This is a genomic window from Aliikangiella litoralis, assembly GCF_052495765.1.
The window spans coordinates 1,406,673-1,420,383 of sequence record NZ_CP199292.1 but is presented as its reverse complement, the minus strand read 5'-3'; the positions used below and the strand labels follow the sequence as shown (position 1 = coordinate 1,420,383).

Genomic DNA, 13,711 nt, shown 5'->3' with positions numbered 1-13,711 from the left:
TCACACTCAATAGTCAATCTATTAGTTTGAAAAATATATTACTTAAATCTACTTCTAGCAGCTATTGAATCATAAATGCTTCAAAATCAATACCACTTAGAGAACACTCTTTAACCATATTATAAACATCCCTTGCACAAAAAACAGTTGTAAAATTATCTTCTTTAATTTTAAAAAACCCCACAGATGGTACTTTTTCTTTATTAAAAATAATTTGTGAAACTCCTCTATACTGGTTAAATTTGCTATTATTTTTATCTAAGCAATCCACAACATTGATGACATTAACTAAGAATAATTTTCTTTCATTGAACTCTAAAGGTAAAAACTCACAGCTCTGACTAAATTGCTTGAAGTTTTCCTCATAAAGATAATCAGAAATAACAAAAGAACCAATATTTAATAATGATATATCAGCTTCTGGCATACCAATATCATCATCGTCTACTCTAATAGAAAGGGGCTTTTTCCAATTTAGTGGCTCGCCTTTACAACGGATACAGGCATTCGACTTGTTAGCTAAATCAGAAGGGATGAAACTTTTGAAATTATCATAATCAACTTGTAAAGCGTAAATTTTGTTAACCTCATCCATTAGCTAAACCTTATATTTTTTCAATCATTCATCATATATCATTAAGTTCTATGATAAGCCTTGATATACAACAATTACATTTTATCCATCACTTCAATCCCAAGAATATTTAACCCTGTTTTTAGAGTTCTAGCAACCAAGTTGCATAACATTAATCTACTTATTTGAGTAATCACTTTAACTTCTTCCTTTAATATAGGACAATGTTCATAAAAACTCATATAAGCTTTTGATAATTCGTATAAGTAATTACAGATCAAATGTGGCATTGCTTCTTTACATGCTGTATTTAAAACTTCATCAAAATTAATTAATTTTATCGCAAGTATTCTTTCTTCCTCATTAATAATTTTTATTCTGCCTTCTACTGTATTAATGCTTTTCTCAGACTTTCTTAACAAGCTTTTAATTCTTGCATAAGCATATTGCAAATAGGGAGCCGTATTACCATGAAGAGAAAGCATCTCATCCCAGTTAAAAGCGTAATCATTCGTTCTTTTTTTAGATAAGTCAGAATACTTAATCGCACCTATCCCCACCTTTATTGCTGTATTTTTTCTTTCATCAGGTGATAAATTTAAGCTTTTACTATTAATTGATTTCTCAGCTTTCAAAATAGCTTCATTAAGTAATTCTGCCAGTTTAATCACACCACCACTTCTGGTTTTAAATGGTTTACCATCACTCCCCATCATAGTTCCAAAAGCACAGTGATTTAACGTTAAGTTTTCATGAATAAAACCAGCCTTTCTTGCTAAACAGAAAACCTGTTTTAAATGTAAAGACTGACGAGCATCTATAAAATAAAGGATACTGTTAGCTTTAAGTTGGTTAGCCCTGTACCTTATAGCAGCCAAATCAGTTGTAGAATATAAATATCCTCCATCTTGCTTTTGAATTATCATAACAGAAGGTTTGTTATTTTTATCAGGAAACTCATCAAGAAAAGCAACTATTGCTCCTTTATCTTTAAGCGCTAACCCTTTTTCTTCAAGCTCTTTAACTAATAAAGGTAAATCATGATTATAAGCACTTTCCCCCATAACATCTTTTCTACTCAGTGATACATTGAGTTTTTTATAGATATCATCAATATGAAGCAAGGATTGCTCTATAAATTGTTGCCAAAGATGTTTAATTTGCAGATCACCGCTTTGCAGCTTTACAACATAACTCCTTGCATTGGCTGCAAAAGCATCATCTTGATCAAAATGCTTTTTAGACTGTTGATAAAATAACTCTAAGTCTTTAAGCGCAATTTTACTCACTTGTTTGTTTTTTAATGTTTCATCTAGCTCGGCAATAAGCATCCCGAATTGAGTCCCCCAATCTCCAATGTGATTTTGTCTAATAACATTGTATTCAAGAAACTCTAAAAGCCTTGCCTGAGCATCACCAATAATAGTTGACCTTAAATGCCCAACGTGCATTTCTTTAGCCAGATTAGGAGCAGAATAGTCTATAACTACCGTTTTAGGATAGCTTACCATTGTAATCCCTAACTTCTTATCAGACAGCATCCACTCAAGTCTTTTTGATAACCATTGATTAGATAAATAAATATTAATAAAACCTGGACCTGAAACGTCAATTGTTTCAACTTCAATTGTGCATTCAAACTCTAGGACAACTTGATTAGCTAACTCTTTAGGATCCATCTTCAGCATTTTTGCTGCTGCTATAATGCCATTAGCCTGAAAATCTCCAAAACCTGCACTTTTTACCAACGAAATTAATGGTGGAAATTGCCTAGGAATTCCAGCACAAATCATTGCGCTGTGTAGTTTTGCATTTAATATTTTTTTTATATTCATTTTATACCTATTCACGTTATTTAAAGCAATAAAAAAGCCCTTACAGAATTACTGAAAGAGCTTTCTTAGTGATAGGGGCTTTATCGATTAACTAATCAACCAAGCAATAGCGCTTCCAGCTTAATACGTGAAAGTCGCCGTTGAATAAATAAAAAAAATAACTGATGTGTTTTCATGCTTTGATGTTATGACTTTTAAGCGACCAATGTCAACAATAAATTTAACTTCTAAGTTTTAACTCACTTTATAAGCATAAAAAGCAAACATTCCACAAAAACCTCCAGGTTTCAAAATATAAACCTATTAGATACCTTGTTAATTTTCAGAAATATGACAGCGATTAATATAATCACTCCACTCATCACAATGCTCAGTCATTAAAAGCTTTCTTAATGCAACAACAGAAAGTCGATTAATCAGTTTACCATCAGTACTACTTCTACTTTTAACTCTAATCTCATTAACTGGGTAAACCGATAACTCAACAGGAAATTCCTTGACGAGGTAAACATGGGTATATTCTACTGGACGATTATTTTTATCAATCCAAACCTGCTTAAGTTCATATTGCCACCCCATTTTCTCAAGATAATTTTGCAGCTCTTCTATGTTATCAGTAAAAATATGAATATCGACATCACTGTCTTGACGTATTCGTCCAGTACTAACAGAACCAATTAGCCGTGGATTAAAAATAGCTAACTGTTCCATTATATCCATTGCTAGCAAACGCATTTGAAATAGCTGATTATTCATTGAATCACCTTGATAAAATAAAGATAGCTGATAAAGCGCTTCTGCAATTTCACCGTTAGAAGGTAAGTGACGAGTTGTTTTTCCCAGTATTCTTTTGGCTGCTTTTTTCTTAGCATCGATATATTGCTCTACGCCTTCATCAAACATTAAATGAGCCGCTTCACGGATTAATAATTGTCTAATTTGATCATTTTTCTTTCTCATATTCAGGGGTGTTCTTCACACCATTTAGTTAAGTTGTTAATCTATTTTTTTACTTAAAACTCTATATTTCTATTTTTATAGCCATTTTAAAATCAATTCAAAGGCTTTTTCCGGCGAGCCGACCATTGCCATAGGAGACCGTCCAGCCAAATCCCACTCTCTTAGTTGAACTAAATCATTCAACCGTTGAGTGTTTGCATAACGTTGCTGAGTTTTTCTCGGCGATATCATTAAATCCAAATGATGTTCAATTAACCACAAAATGCGCTCTGGAAAAATATCAATAAGCATTTCAACACCAACTACAGCGTGTCTTTTAGAGTCTATTGATTTTCCAACATCATGAAAAAGCGCAGCCAACCACAATTCAGGATCACTTGACTGTTGATAAGCTAATTGAAAAACTTGTAAAGAATGATAAAGCGCATCTGATTCTGGATGATATTTAGGTGACTGAATAATCCCATCAAGAGAAAAAAGTAATTCGAGCAGGTACTCTTGATTGCTAACCAGAGATTCTTTGAGATTAAAACGGGTTTGAAAATGATTGTTAGATTGCTGAATTGATAAACGATTTAATAATAGTTTATCAGATGTTTGTATTTGCTTAAATGTAAGATTTACTTTTGATTTTTTCAATAGTCATTCGGTTATTCCGACTGTCAACTTAATTGCATCGACATTATAAAAACTATTTAATAAATAGTAAAGTATTAAAAATTCAGCCTCAATCGGACGATGCGAGTTTTTCAGAAACGAACCATCAAAAAATTGCCACAACAATAAATGTTGTGGCAATCATGAAGTTTAACTTTATTTGAGTTTTTCTACTCAAAACAATAAGCCAATTAAAAAATTTCGACTTTTACATCAATCCATGCATTGGCTGTACCAATAGTGCCACCTTTGGCCGTTGGTGTAATGCGGAAGCCATTCCCTAATTTATCAGTGAAACTTTTACCAATTTGAAGAGGTGCATCTGTTTCATCTTCAAGTGCCCAGTTAGAAGTACTCTTTGAATTTGGCAACATATCTAATAGAAGAGAAGTATGATTCCACCAAGGCGTTACATTACTATCCATATAACCTTGTAGATTCACTAATACTCCATTTTCCAAAGCAGCTCTTCTATCTTCTGTTGCTGTCGTAGTCCTATACTCAACCCAATAAGTATTTTTACCGTCACCAGATTTTAAACGCAAACCAATCGCACCAGATGCTCCATGTCCATTAACGCTACCATGATCAAATGCGTAAACTCGGTAAGTACCAGAAGATGTGATAAGCGGAGCATCGCTCTCTCTAATCCAACCTTTAAAGTAACTCTTATACATCAAGTTGTACTCTTGAAGCGTATGTGCCCCCATTCCCATCATAGCGAAAACATTACCATAATTGGTTATTTTATCATTGCTATTACCATTGAGTGTACTGTTTCCACCTTCAAGAGACATTGAGTGATGAAGACCTAATGCATGACCCATTTCATGTGCAATAGTACCGGCTTTATAAGTATAAATTTCCATAAGCGGTGGACCTGCTTGCGAATTAATGTAATTTGTTGATTCTGTACCAATTGGTGGTGCAGTCACCATAACAATAGTTGCTTCACCTGGAAAATCAGGATCAACACCAGCCTTATTGAGTTCGGCTTTATAAGCTGGATTCCACTTCGTCTTATCATTATCATAAGTTGATTTAGAAAGTGGCATAGTAATTTTGGGTTTAATTTCCCAAGTCACATTGAAGTTGCCATAAGACTGTTCCTGATAGTATGTCTTGGTTTTTTCCATTTCTTCATTAATTTGCGCCGTTGTAAAATCTAAATCAACACTATTAAAACGGAATGGATAAATTAATACATGAACCTTATTAAATTTGTAACCATCATTACCAGGATCTGCCGCACCTGGGGTAGCACGACACTTGGTTGCATTTAAATCAAACACAACCGTCGCTCCTTTAAAAAGACCTCTCAGAGTTGCATTAGTCCAGTACTCAGTCGGATTATTGATAATCACACACTCGGTATTACCAACATGTTTTGAGCGCACACTATCATCACCCGGTTTTGGCCAGCCACCACCATTTCTAGCTTCTAAACTTAAATTACCAAGCCCATGAGCAGTAGTGATTGCAACGCTAGTTGAGCCCGACAATGTTGGAATACTAAAACTTGTAAATTGATTGGTAGACTTCACACAAACTGGCACACCATCTTCTAAGCTAGTTGCGGTTGTTGGTTCAGAACTGGCACACATATCAGGAATGCTACCGGTATCGGGATCAGGATCAGGATCACTGCCACTAAAAGAAATAGTATAATCTTCAACTTCGCCGGAGGTTACATCATTACATGGGCCGCTAGGTGCAGAATTATATTTCATGGCGACACGCATACGTGTTTTACCAAAGGCGGAAGGTGGAATATTAATTGTTGCTGTAACAGCAGCTTTACCACTTGCTGTGACAACCTTTTCACCAGCATCTAGAAAATCACCATCTTTGTTATAGTCAATCCATACAGCAAAATGCTCAGTATAAGCACCGGAACTAAAACCTGGTGTTAAAGTAATCGTATTATTACCTGCCGAAACACTCGCTATTTTACTCGTAAAGTCAGTGTAAGCAGCAGCCCCAGTCGAAGTACTATTTAGATTTCCTAACTTAACGCCAGCAATCCACTCATAAGAACCTCCCCCTTTCATCGAGCAATAGCCCGTTGGGTCAGGATCCGAACCTCCTGAAATTGTAGCGCTTGTTGTTGTTGTGTGCTTGGCACCATCATCATCGGTAACCGTTAAGCTAACAGTATAAGTGCCTGCCGAGTTGTAAGTATGATTGGGGTTTGCTGAAGTACTGCTTGTGCTGTCTCCAAAATTCCAAAGCCATGAAGCCACATAACCATCGACATCTGACGAGTCATTACTACTCATAGCAATACCAGCGCCGACTTGCCCTGAATAAGGACCATCCGTTCGGGCTACAGGTGCAATATTAGAACTATCACTACTAACAGTGCGGCATGAAGTTGCACCAAAATCAACTACAACAGAAGCTTTATCACGATTGCCAGTAATACCAATCATTGTCCAGTACTGGGTAGGGTTAGTTAAAATGACGCACTCGGTGTTGGTTCCTGCGGTTATTGAGCGAGGTGAGGTGCTATTTGATCCCGTATTAGGCCACTGCCCATTTTGGGCATACAGACTTAAATCACCTGTACCGTGTCCCGTTGTAATTGCAATACTATTATGTGAATTACCACCGCCCAAACTTAACCAAGCGGTACCATTATTGGAAACACAAATTGGTTTGCCATTAGTGATTGAGGTCGATACACCTTCAGATGCACAAATATCCGGCAAATTGGCTCCATAGACTGCTGGTGAACTTAATAAAAATAATCCAAATGTATATTGAATTATTTTTGGCGTAATTATTTTCATTATTTTTAGTCCTCCTAAATGACTAGTGATTACCAGTATTTATTTTTTAATTAAATTCAACTTTACCAACGTTAAAAAACCTCTTAGACAACGCTGTCATATCTATGTAACACATAATTAATATTGCGCACAATAAATATATTTGTTATCTGTAATATTTACATTTTTGATTTTATTAACGATTATTCGCCGACTAGAATCAGCAGTTTAAGCAGTGAAGGTTTGTTTTATTTGGAAAGGTGTATTGAAAATAATTAATATTGAGGTAAAAGAAAAAATATAATTCAAGTATTTAGAGAATTACTCATCATTAAATTAGTTAAAAAATTGGCACTCTTCAAATAAAATATTATGATATTAATACCATAAAGTGCTAGATTTACTTTTAGTAGAAAGAAATAGCAAAACAAAGTAATAATCCTTAAAGAGATAAAAAAGAAAAATAAACACACAATCAAATTAAGTATTTTCATCAATGAAAACAATCTGATATTAAAGAGTATTATTTTTGGTGTTACTTAATAGTTGACTTTTAAACTTTTTAAAATGTAAAAATCAACTATTTATTATTTTAATCACTATTTTATTAAGCTTATTTATGAAAGTTAATCTCACAAGTATAAAAAAATTTTTATATCCCAGTTTGCTACTGATTTTATCAATATCAACAAATACTGTTGCAAACGATATCAAGTGGGAGTTTGGCGCAGGTTTAGCCACAATATCTATTCCACATTATTTAGGTTCAGATGAAGAACTCAATAAAGTATTACCTCTTCCCTACGGAACCTATGAGGATAAAAAAACTAAAATTGATCGTAATGGATTTAATTATAACTTGTTCGGCATTCGTAACCTTGACCTATCATTCAGTATTGGAATAGGGCTTCCTGTGAGTAGTGAAGATAATAAGGCTAGAGCAGGAATGAAAGATTTAAAGACACTTATAGAAATCGGCCCTGCGATAAAATATTGGTTGATAAAAGACAAACTCAATCGGCTTTCTTTAGAACTGCCAATAAGAACTGCTTTTGGTTTCGATGATTTTTCAGTTAACCAGCAAGGAATTACTGGCGGTTTTGATATAAAATATGTCCACAACTTTAGTCAGTGGAAATTTTATTCCAGCTACAGTATTAACTATGGCGATCAAAAATATCATACTCAATTCTATGAAGTCGCTCCACAGTATGTAACAGCAAATAGAAACCTGTATCAAGCTAAAAAAGGGATATCTAGTCATTCATTCTCTTTAGCTGTAAGTAAACGCTGGGATCAATTTTACTTTGGCATTTTCGCTAGAGCAGAAGATTTGAAAAATGCAGCGAACATTGATAGCCCTTTAGTCAAAAAAGAAGATAATCTATACGCAAGTATTTATTTTGGTTGGGTTTTTGCCAGCAGTGAATATTAGATCTGAAAAATAATAATGTAACTTTACATATATCAGCGGCTTTTATGCTTGACAAAAGCCGCTTTTTAAAACTATTTAAAACAATTGTTCTTTCTAAACGACTTCTTCTGTTTCAACAATTAACTTTCCTTCTAAAGTTTTATGCATGTGACATTTGTCCAGAATAAGCCTGATACATAATGATACTATCGCGATCATAATTTGCTCTTATTTCATATAAATCTGCCATAACTTAAATATTCAAAGTAAACTCTTTTGTTTTAAATAGAAAAGCAAAAGCTTGGATTATATTCAGGATTAATACTGTCAGGGTATCCTTTTGAATTACAAAGTACTCTACATTTTCCCAAAATATAGTCACTACTATTATGTAAATGTCCATGAAGCCAGTAGTCAGGTTTATTTTTCTCAATAAAATCTTCTAAATTAGAAATATAAGCAGCGGTAGTGGTGTCTTTGTGGCACTTACCTTCCACCGAATTTAATGACGGCGCATGATGAGTAACAATGACATTGGTTTCACCTTGTTTTTCTTTCAAATTTTCCGCAAGCCATTTTATAGATTGACTATGTGCTATTGCAGTATCAATTGAACGCAGTTTAGCGAAACTCGGCGAACGCCTGATTTTTTTATAGTCAGTCATAACCTGTTGACATTCATATCCAGATATTCTGGCATTGCCAAACAACTCAAAATCAGTCCACAAAGTGCAACCTAAAAAATTGACGCCATCAATATTAACTAAATTATTTTCTAAGACATGAACGTTTGTATTTTTTGTTAATATTTTCAATGAATCAATTAGCTTCGGATAGGATTTACCATAGAACTCATGATTTCCTAAAATATACACTACAGGCTTATCTTTAATTTCTTCCATTGCCCATTTTACACCTCGCTCCTTAGTGTGAATATCACCAGCTAAAACAACAACATCGGCATCAGTTTTTGGATAAGAGTAATATTTAAACTCTAAGTGTAAATCGCTTAATAACTGTATTTTCATCTTCTGATAAATTCTAGTATTCCGAATTAGAGTACGATATCAAGTAGTAGATAAGAAGCTAATGATTTTTTAGTTATTATGAGTAACCAACTTAACTTTCAATACCTCTTCCTTCTACTTTCACCAGTGCATTTCCCATTACTTTTTCCAATTTATCATCAAATAAAACAAAAGTAATTTTAATTGAATCACCATATTTTCTTTTGAAATTCGCAGCTTCACTAACCGCTATTTCACAAGCTCTCTCAATCGGAAACCGATAAGAACCACAACTTATTGCAGGAAAAGCAATTGATTGTACGCCGTTATCATTAGCGAGCTTTAAACACTTTCGATAACAAGATGCTAAAAGTTCTTCTTCATTTTTATGCCCGCCATACCAAACTGGACCAACCGTATGAATAATATACTTAGCGGGCAAATTATATCCTTTAGTTATTTTTGCAAAGCCAGTCTTACATCCACCCAAGGTTCGACACTCTAATAACAGTTCTTTACCGGCAGCGCGGTGAATGGCTCCATCAACACCACCACCTCCACATAAGCTAACGTTAGCGGCATTAACAATAGCATCAACCTTAAGCTTGGTAATATCTCCTTTTATTACTTCAATATTTTCATACATCTTTCCATTTACCTCAACAATTCCAACTCGTTGTTTTCTTGTAATATTTGTTTCGCTGTTTTTTGTTGTTCCCTTTCCAACAATTGTTTATAGGCAAATGCCATTTGCATAGCTGATTTTCTTTCTGACATTCCACCAATACCAGTTCCCATTCCAGGAAAAACAACCGATTTAATCGGAGTTCGCCTCTTTTTGTTAAACTTTATTATCTCTAACATCATTGAACGAAATGCATAATAGACATTTAACGTACCATTTATATTTGAGGGTACTCTCATTGTCGGTGCAACGCCTAAATATGGCCAATTTTTATTTAAAGTTTTCACTATAATCGAACTTCCAATCGGTAACTCACCAGCAAAATCTGTTTGTATTACATTTCGAACATTTACTTCAAGCGACGTTCCTAAGTGGTTTCGTATGGCTAAATCTAAACCTCCATCCATAAACCCAAAACTATTAGCCGGACTCACTAACATGTCAGCAGGAGCGGAGAAAAAATCACCTTCAATTAATTCTACATTATCATAATCGCTAAAGGCATGAGCGCACTCTTCAACCATCGTTGAGTTAAAATCAATAATGGTTAACTTAGCTATCATGTCTACTCAACCTCTCCCTCACTTCCATCAAAGCAAAACCTAACAAATTCAAACCTTTCCATTTGGATGGATTACTTACATCACCATGGTCTTCTGCCAGACCAATCCCCCAAATTTTATCAACCGGACTAGCTTCAACTAATACTCGATTTTTAGTTGCTAATAAAAACTCCGCTAACTTAGAATTTTGAGAAAACTTAGCCATATTACCATTCACCACTATATCAAACCGATGTTGACACCATAGTTCATTATTAAACTCTTCAACTTGACGGCCTAACTTCTTTGCGTCATTGGGATGGCTGGCTTCAATAATTTGTTGAATTAACTGGCTATTCAGTTGGCTCTCACCTTCAAATAGTCTGGCTTTCTCCGCCATCATATAATGCTCAGCAGTTGAATAAGTCACCCCATCAATTTCAAAAGGTGAATTAAACCATTGGCTGAAGCAAGTTTTATTAATTGTTTGAGGACTATTGCTTGTATGCCCCCAAAAGAATAAATACTTTACACTTTCTTCATTTAGCACAAATTTAATCAACTCATTTTTTGAGCGTATGTCCTTTATTTCTTTCATTGCTTTCTCACTAGCTTCACTTAATTACTTGAATATACTTAGCAGGTACATAATCGACTAACCAAACATTATTATCGCTTTTATAAAACTCAAAGCCGTCTTTATGCATTTTTTTAGCATCAATTTCCAGCAAGACTAATTTACCATAACGTTTTCCAACTTCACTAGCGGTAGTTATTTTTTCAGAAAGGTGAACATGATGCCGATTCATTTTCTTTATACCGCTCGCCATAATAATACCTAAGCTTTTCTCTGCTGATCCATGCAATAATATATCAGGTGGAGTTAACGACTCCAGCTCTAAATCAACATTAATACTATGCCCTTGGCTCGCACGAATCATTTGACCATTTTCACTCATTGCAAATCGTTGTTTATCATTAGTTTCAACAACATGCTTAATAATATCCATAGTCAGACCTTTGCCTTTACTATTTGCATTTTCAATCAGTTGTTTTATAGAAACCCAACCATTGTCATCAAGTTCTAAATCAATTTCTGCAGGGTTATGCCTTAAGACATAACTCAAAAATTTGGATATCCTTTTTGTTTTATCTTTCATTTCTTTTCTCTATTTAATATTCTTCTTTCCATATAATTAGAAGAAATATTATCCATTAATTACTTCTGTATATTTCCCAATAACTTCAATCAAACCAACAATATTATTATTAAGTTCCTCCAAATCTTCACTAGGAACCCACCACTCAGTATGATGCTTCCCTCCAACAGTTTCTATCTTATAACGTTCCACAAATGACTTTTTAACTTCAAATCGAGTAATAAAACCAATACCTTTAGCCTTAACATTTCAATTATTAACTTCGATTGCATATCTTTCATTTGTCACGGGGTAAAATATTGGTTGTTCTGCTAATCTAGGAGGCCATTTTTTATATCCACTTTCAATGACTAACTTCAACTCATTTTTTCCAGTTGGCCTATACATAGTCACTGTTTCTATTTTAGTCTTCATTTCCCTTATTCCTTTTCTAATACTTTGCAGCCACAGGCAACCAACGCCCCATACCAAAACTTCTTTTTTGTACACGTATAATAGGCGGTGCTTGTCTTCGTTTAAACTCTGCTTTATCAACCATTCGATGTATTCGCTCAACGTCATCATTTAAAACTTGATATTTTTCAATCAGTAAATGACATTTTTCGCTTTCATCAACATCTAATAAATCACCTTCTATATAGAGCTTTAATATCGCATCTAACAGTGGATATTCTGGTAGTGAATCACTATCCACTTGACCTTCAGAAAGCTCAGCACTTGGCTCTTTTTGAATAATGACATCAGGTATTATTTCTCTTCCTGATTTTTCATTAATAAATCTAGCTAACGCATAGACTTCCATTTTATACAAATCACCTAGTGGGTTAATTCCACCATTCATATCTCCATATAAAGTTGCGTAACCAACACTCATTTCACTTTTATTACCAGTAGAAATCACTAAAGCACCAAAATGATTACTATACTCCATTAGTATTCGCCCTCTAATTCTTGCCTGCATGTTTTCTTGAGTGAGTGTAGAAGGATTTTCACCAGTCATAAATTCAAAACGTTTAACCGCCAACTCAAACTCTTCTGCAATAGATGCATTTAGCAATTTAACCCCCAGATTATTGCATAAAGTTACTGAATCATTAACACTACCTTCAGAAGAAAACTTTGAAGGCATGGTAATCGCTATTACATTTTCAGGTCCCAACGCTTTACTGCAGATAGCTAATGTAACTGCAGAATCAATACCACCTGATGAACCAATAACAACTTTGCTAAAACCACACTTCTTAACATAATCTCTAATACCTAATACTGTTTGGCCGAGAATCAATTCATTCTCGTTATAAAAAACAGCGTTAGCTTTAAGCTCATCTAAATTTTCAAGTTCTAGGTGGTATATTTGCTCTTCAAACGGCTTCATTTGGCAAACTAACTTACCAATTTTGTTAACCGCAAAACTGGCACCATCAAATACAAGCTCATCATTACCACCAATCTGATTAATATAAACAACTGGCGACTGAGTTTGAGTAGCAACTCGATTAATAACATCGATGCGCTCTTGCATTTTCCCTAAATTATTAGGCGATGCATTAATACTAATAACCAAATCCAGCTCATGCTGTTTAAAACCATTCACAGGATCATCTGAGTATTTAAAATTCTTTGTTTTTGCCCAAGCATCTTCACAAATTAAAAAACCAAGCTGCACTCCCTTATAATTAAACACATTGACATTACTTCCTGGTTGGAAATGACGGGCCTCATCAAAAATATTATACGTTGGTAGTAAACGTTTATGATATTGAAACACCTGTTTACCATTACTTAATAATGCTAATGCATTAAACAAACCTTTACCCGTTACTTGATTGTTTTTTTCAATATAACCAATAACTATTCCACACCGTTTACCTTCAGTTTCATCCATTAGCTTTTTTAGAGCATTACTTTGTCTCACTAATAGACTTTCTTTTAATACCAAATCTTGAGGGTAATATCCGGTTAATGCAAGTTCACTGCAAATTAGTAGCGCATCTTGCTCACTGATGGTTTTATAGGCATCAAGTATTTTTTCCAGGTTACCTTCGATGTCACCAACGGTATAATTTAACTGGGCTAAAACTAACTTCATAACGCCCTCCTTAATAA

The 13,711-nt window shown here is 34.4% G+C and carries 14 protein-coding genes; 1 reads left to right on the top strand and 13 read right to left on the bottom strand.

Translation table 11 applies throughout. The features are described 5' to 3' along the window. Positions 1–61 precede the first annotated feature (61 nt). The 5 genes from ACT5E3_RS05930 to ACT5E3_RS05910 all read right to left on the bottom strand — a co-directional run bounded on the left by ACT5E3_RS05930 (position 62) and on the right by ACT5E3_RS05910 (position 6,818). Entirely contained in the window at positions 62–595 is a 534-nt protein-coding gene (locus ACT5E3_RS05930) for an imm11 family protein (RefSeq protein ID WP_444997389.1), read from the bottom strand. A 74-nt stretch (positions 596–669) separates the two neighbouring features. After that, positions 670–2,409, bottom strand: coding sequence for an arginine--tRNA ligase (argS, locus tag ACT5E3_RS05925; RefSeq protein WP_444997388.1), 1,740 nt, complete (start codon positions 2,407–2,409; stop codon positions 670–672). A gap of 315 nt (positions 2,410–2,724) precedes the next feature. Further along, positions 2,725–3,369 (bottom strand): nucleotidyltransferase, encoded by a 645-nt coding sequence (locus ACT5E3_RS05920; protein ID WP_444997387.1) that lies wholly within the window; start codon positions 3,367–3,369, stop codon positions 2,725–2,727. Positions 3,370–3,444: 75 nt separating this feature from the next. Continuing rightward, on the bottom strand, positions 3,445–4,008 hold the full coding sequence (locus tag ACT5E3_RS05915; RefSeq protein WP_444997386.1) for an HD domain-containing protein: 564 nt from the start codon (positions 4,006–4,008) through the stop codon (positions 3,445–3,447). Between the two features lie 209 nt (positions 4,009–4,217). Then, on the bottom strand, positions 4,218–6,818 hold the full coding sequence (locus ACT5E3_RS05910) for a PKD domain-containing protein (protein WP_444997385.1): 2,601 nt from the start codon (positions 6,816–6,818) through the stop codon (positions 4,218–4,220). 598 nt (positions 6,819–7,416) lie between these two features. Here ACT5E3_RS05910 and ACT5E3_RS05905 point away from each other — a divergent pair. Continuing rightward, positions 7,417–8,232, top strand: a complete 816-nt coding sequence (locus ACT5E3_RS05905; protein ID WP_444997384.1) for a MipA/OmpV family protein — start codon at positions 7,417–7,419, stop codon at positions 8,230–8,232. A gap of 260 nt (positions 8,233–8,492) precedes the next feature. On the opposite strand, the gene ACT5E3_RS05900 is transcribed toward ACT5E3_RS05905, so the two are convergent. The 8 genes from ACT5E3_RS05900 to ACT5E3_RS05865 all read right to left on the bottom strand — a co-directional run bounded on the left by ACT5E3_RS05900 (position 8,493) and on the right by ACT5E3_RS05865 (position 13,694). Further along, positions 8,493–9,239 (bottom strand): metallophosphoesterase, encoded by a 747-nt coding sequence (locus ACT5E3_RS05900; RefSeq protein ID WP_444997383.1) that lies wholly within the window; start codon positions 9,237–9,239, stop codon positions 8,493–8,495. Between the two features lie 91 nt (positions 9,240–9,330). Continuing rightward, positions 9,331–9,864: an O-acetyl-ADP-ribose deacetylase gene (locus ACT5E3_RS05895; RefSeq protein ID WP_444997382.1), complete on the bottom strand. Its 534-nt coding sequence runs from the start codon at positions 9,862–9,864 to the stop codon at positions 9,331–9,333. Between the two features lie 8 nt (positions 9,865–9,872). Next, positions 9,873–10,466: a macro domain-containing protein gene (locus ACT5E3_RS05890; RefSeq protein WP_444997381.1), complete on the bottom strand. Its 594-nt coding sequence runs from the start codon at positions 10,464–10,466 to the stop codon at positions 9,873–9,875. Further along, positions 10,456–11,043 carry an NADAR family protein gene (locus tag ACT5E3_RS05885; RefSeq protein ID WP_444997380.1) on the bottom strand — a complete coding sequence of 196 codons (588 nt, stop codon included), beginning with the start codon at positions 11,041–11,043 and terminating at the stop codon, positions 10,456–10,458. Before ACT5E3_RS05885 ends, ACT5E3_RS05890 begins: the two co-directional genes overlap by 11 nt. A gap of 16 nt (positions 11,044–11,059) precedes the next feature. Then, positions 11,060–11,605, bottom strand: a complete 546-nt coding sequence (locus ACT5E3_RS05880; RefSeq protein WP_444997379.1) for an RNA 2'-phosphotransferase — start codon at positions 11,603–11,605, stop codon at positions 11,060–11,062. 48 nt (positions 11,606–11,653) lie between these two features. Then, entirely contained in the window at positions 11,654–11,797 is a 144-nt protein-coding gene (locus tag ACT5E3_RS05875) for a hypothetical protein (RefSeq protein ID WP_444997378.1), read from the bottom strand. Positions 11,798–11,854: 57 nt separating this feature from the next. Then, positions 11,855–12,019, bottom strand: a complete 165-nt coding sequence (locus ACT5E3_RS05870; RefSeq protein ID WP_444997377.1) for a hypothetical protein — start codon at positions 12,017–12,019, stop codon at positions 11,855–11,857. Positions 12,020–12,035: 16 nt separating this feature from the next. Then, on the bottom strand, positions 12,036–13,694 hold the full coding sequence (locus ACT5E3_RS05865; RefSeq protein WP_444997376.1) for an NAD+ synthase: 1,659 nt from the start codon (positions 13,692–13,694) through the stop codon (positions 12,036–12,038). Positions 13,695–13,711 lie beyond the last annotated feature (17 nt).

Excerpts from the sequence above, each read along its gene's own strand:
- ACT5E3_RS05880 (WP_444997379.1), bottom strand. The coding sequence starts at position 11,605 with ATGAAAGATAAAACAAAAAGGATATCCAAATTTTTGAGTTATGTCTTA.
- ACT5E3_RS05930 (WP_444997389.1), bottom strand. The coding sequence starts at position 595 with ATGGATGAGGTTAACAAAATTTACGCTTTACAAGTTGATTATGATAAT.
- ACT5E3_RS05890 (WP_444997381.1), bottom strand. The coding sequence starts at position 10,466 with ATGATAGCTAAGTTAACCATTATTGATTTTAACTCAACGATGGTTGAA.
- ACT5E3_RS05920 (WP_444997387.1), bottom strand. The coding sequence starts at position 3,369 with ATGAGAAAGAAAAATGATCAAATTAGACAATTATTAATCCGTGAAGCG.
- ACT5E3_RS05900 (WP_444997383.1), bottom strand. The coding sequence starts at position 9,239 with ATGAAAATACAGTTATTAAGCGATTTACACTTAGAGTTTAAATATTAC.
- ACT5E3_RS05910 (WP_444997385.1), bottom strand. The coding sequence starts at position 6,818 with ATGAAAATAATTACGCCAAAAATAATTCAATATACATTTGGATTATTT.
- ACT5E3_RS05865 (WP_444997376.1), bottom strand. The coding sequence starts at position 13,694 with ATGAAGTTAGTTTTAGCCCAGTTAAATTATACCGTTGGTGACATCGAA.
- ACT5E3_RS05870 (WP_444997377.1), bottom strand. The coding sequence starts at position 12,019 with ATGAAGACTAAAATAGAAACAGTGACTATGTATAGGCCAACTGGAAAA.
- ACT5E3_RS05895 (WP_444997382.1), bottom strand. The coding sequence starts at position 9,864 with ATGTATGAAAATATTGAAGTAATAAAAGGAGATATTACCAAGCTTAAG.
- ACT5E3_RS05885 (WP_444997380.1), bottom strand. The coding sequence starts at position 11,043 with ATGAAAGAAATAAAGGACATACGCTCAAAAAATGAGTTGATTAAATTT.
- ACT5E3_RS05905 (WP_444997384.1), top strand. The coding sequence starts at position 7,417 with ATGAAAGTTAATCTCACAAGTATAAAAAAATTTTTATATCCCAGTTTG.
- argS (WP_444997388.1), bottom strand. The coding sequence starts at position 2,409 with ATGAATATAAAAAAAATATTAAATGCAAAACTACACAGCGCAATGATT.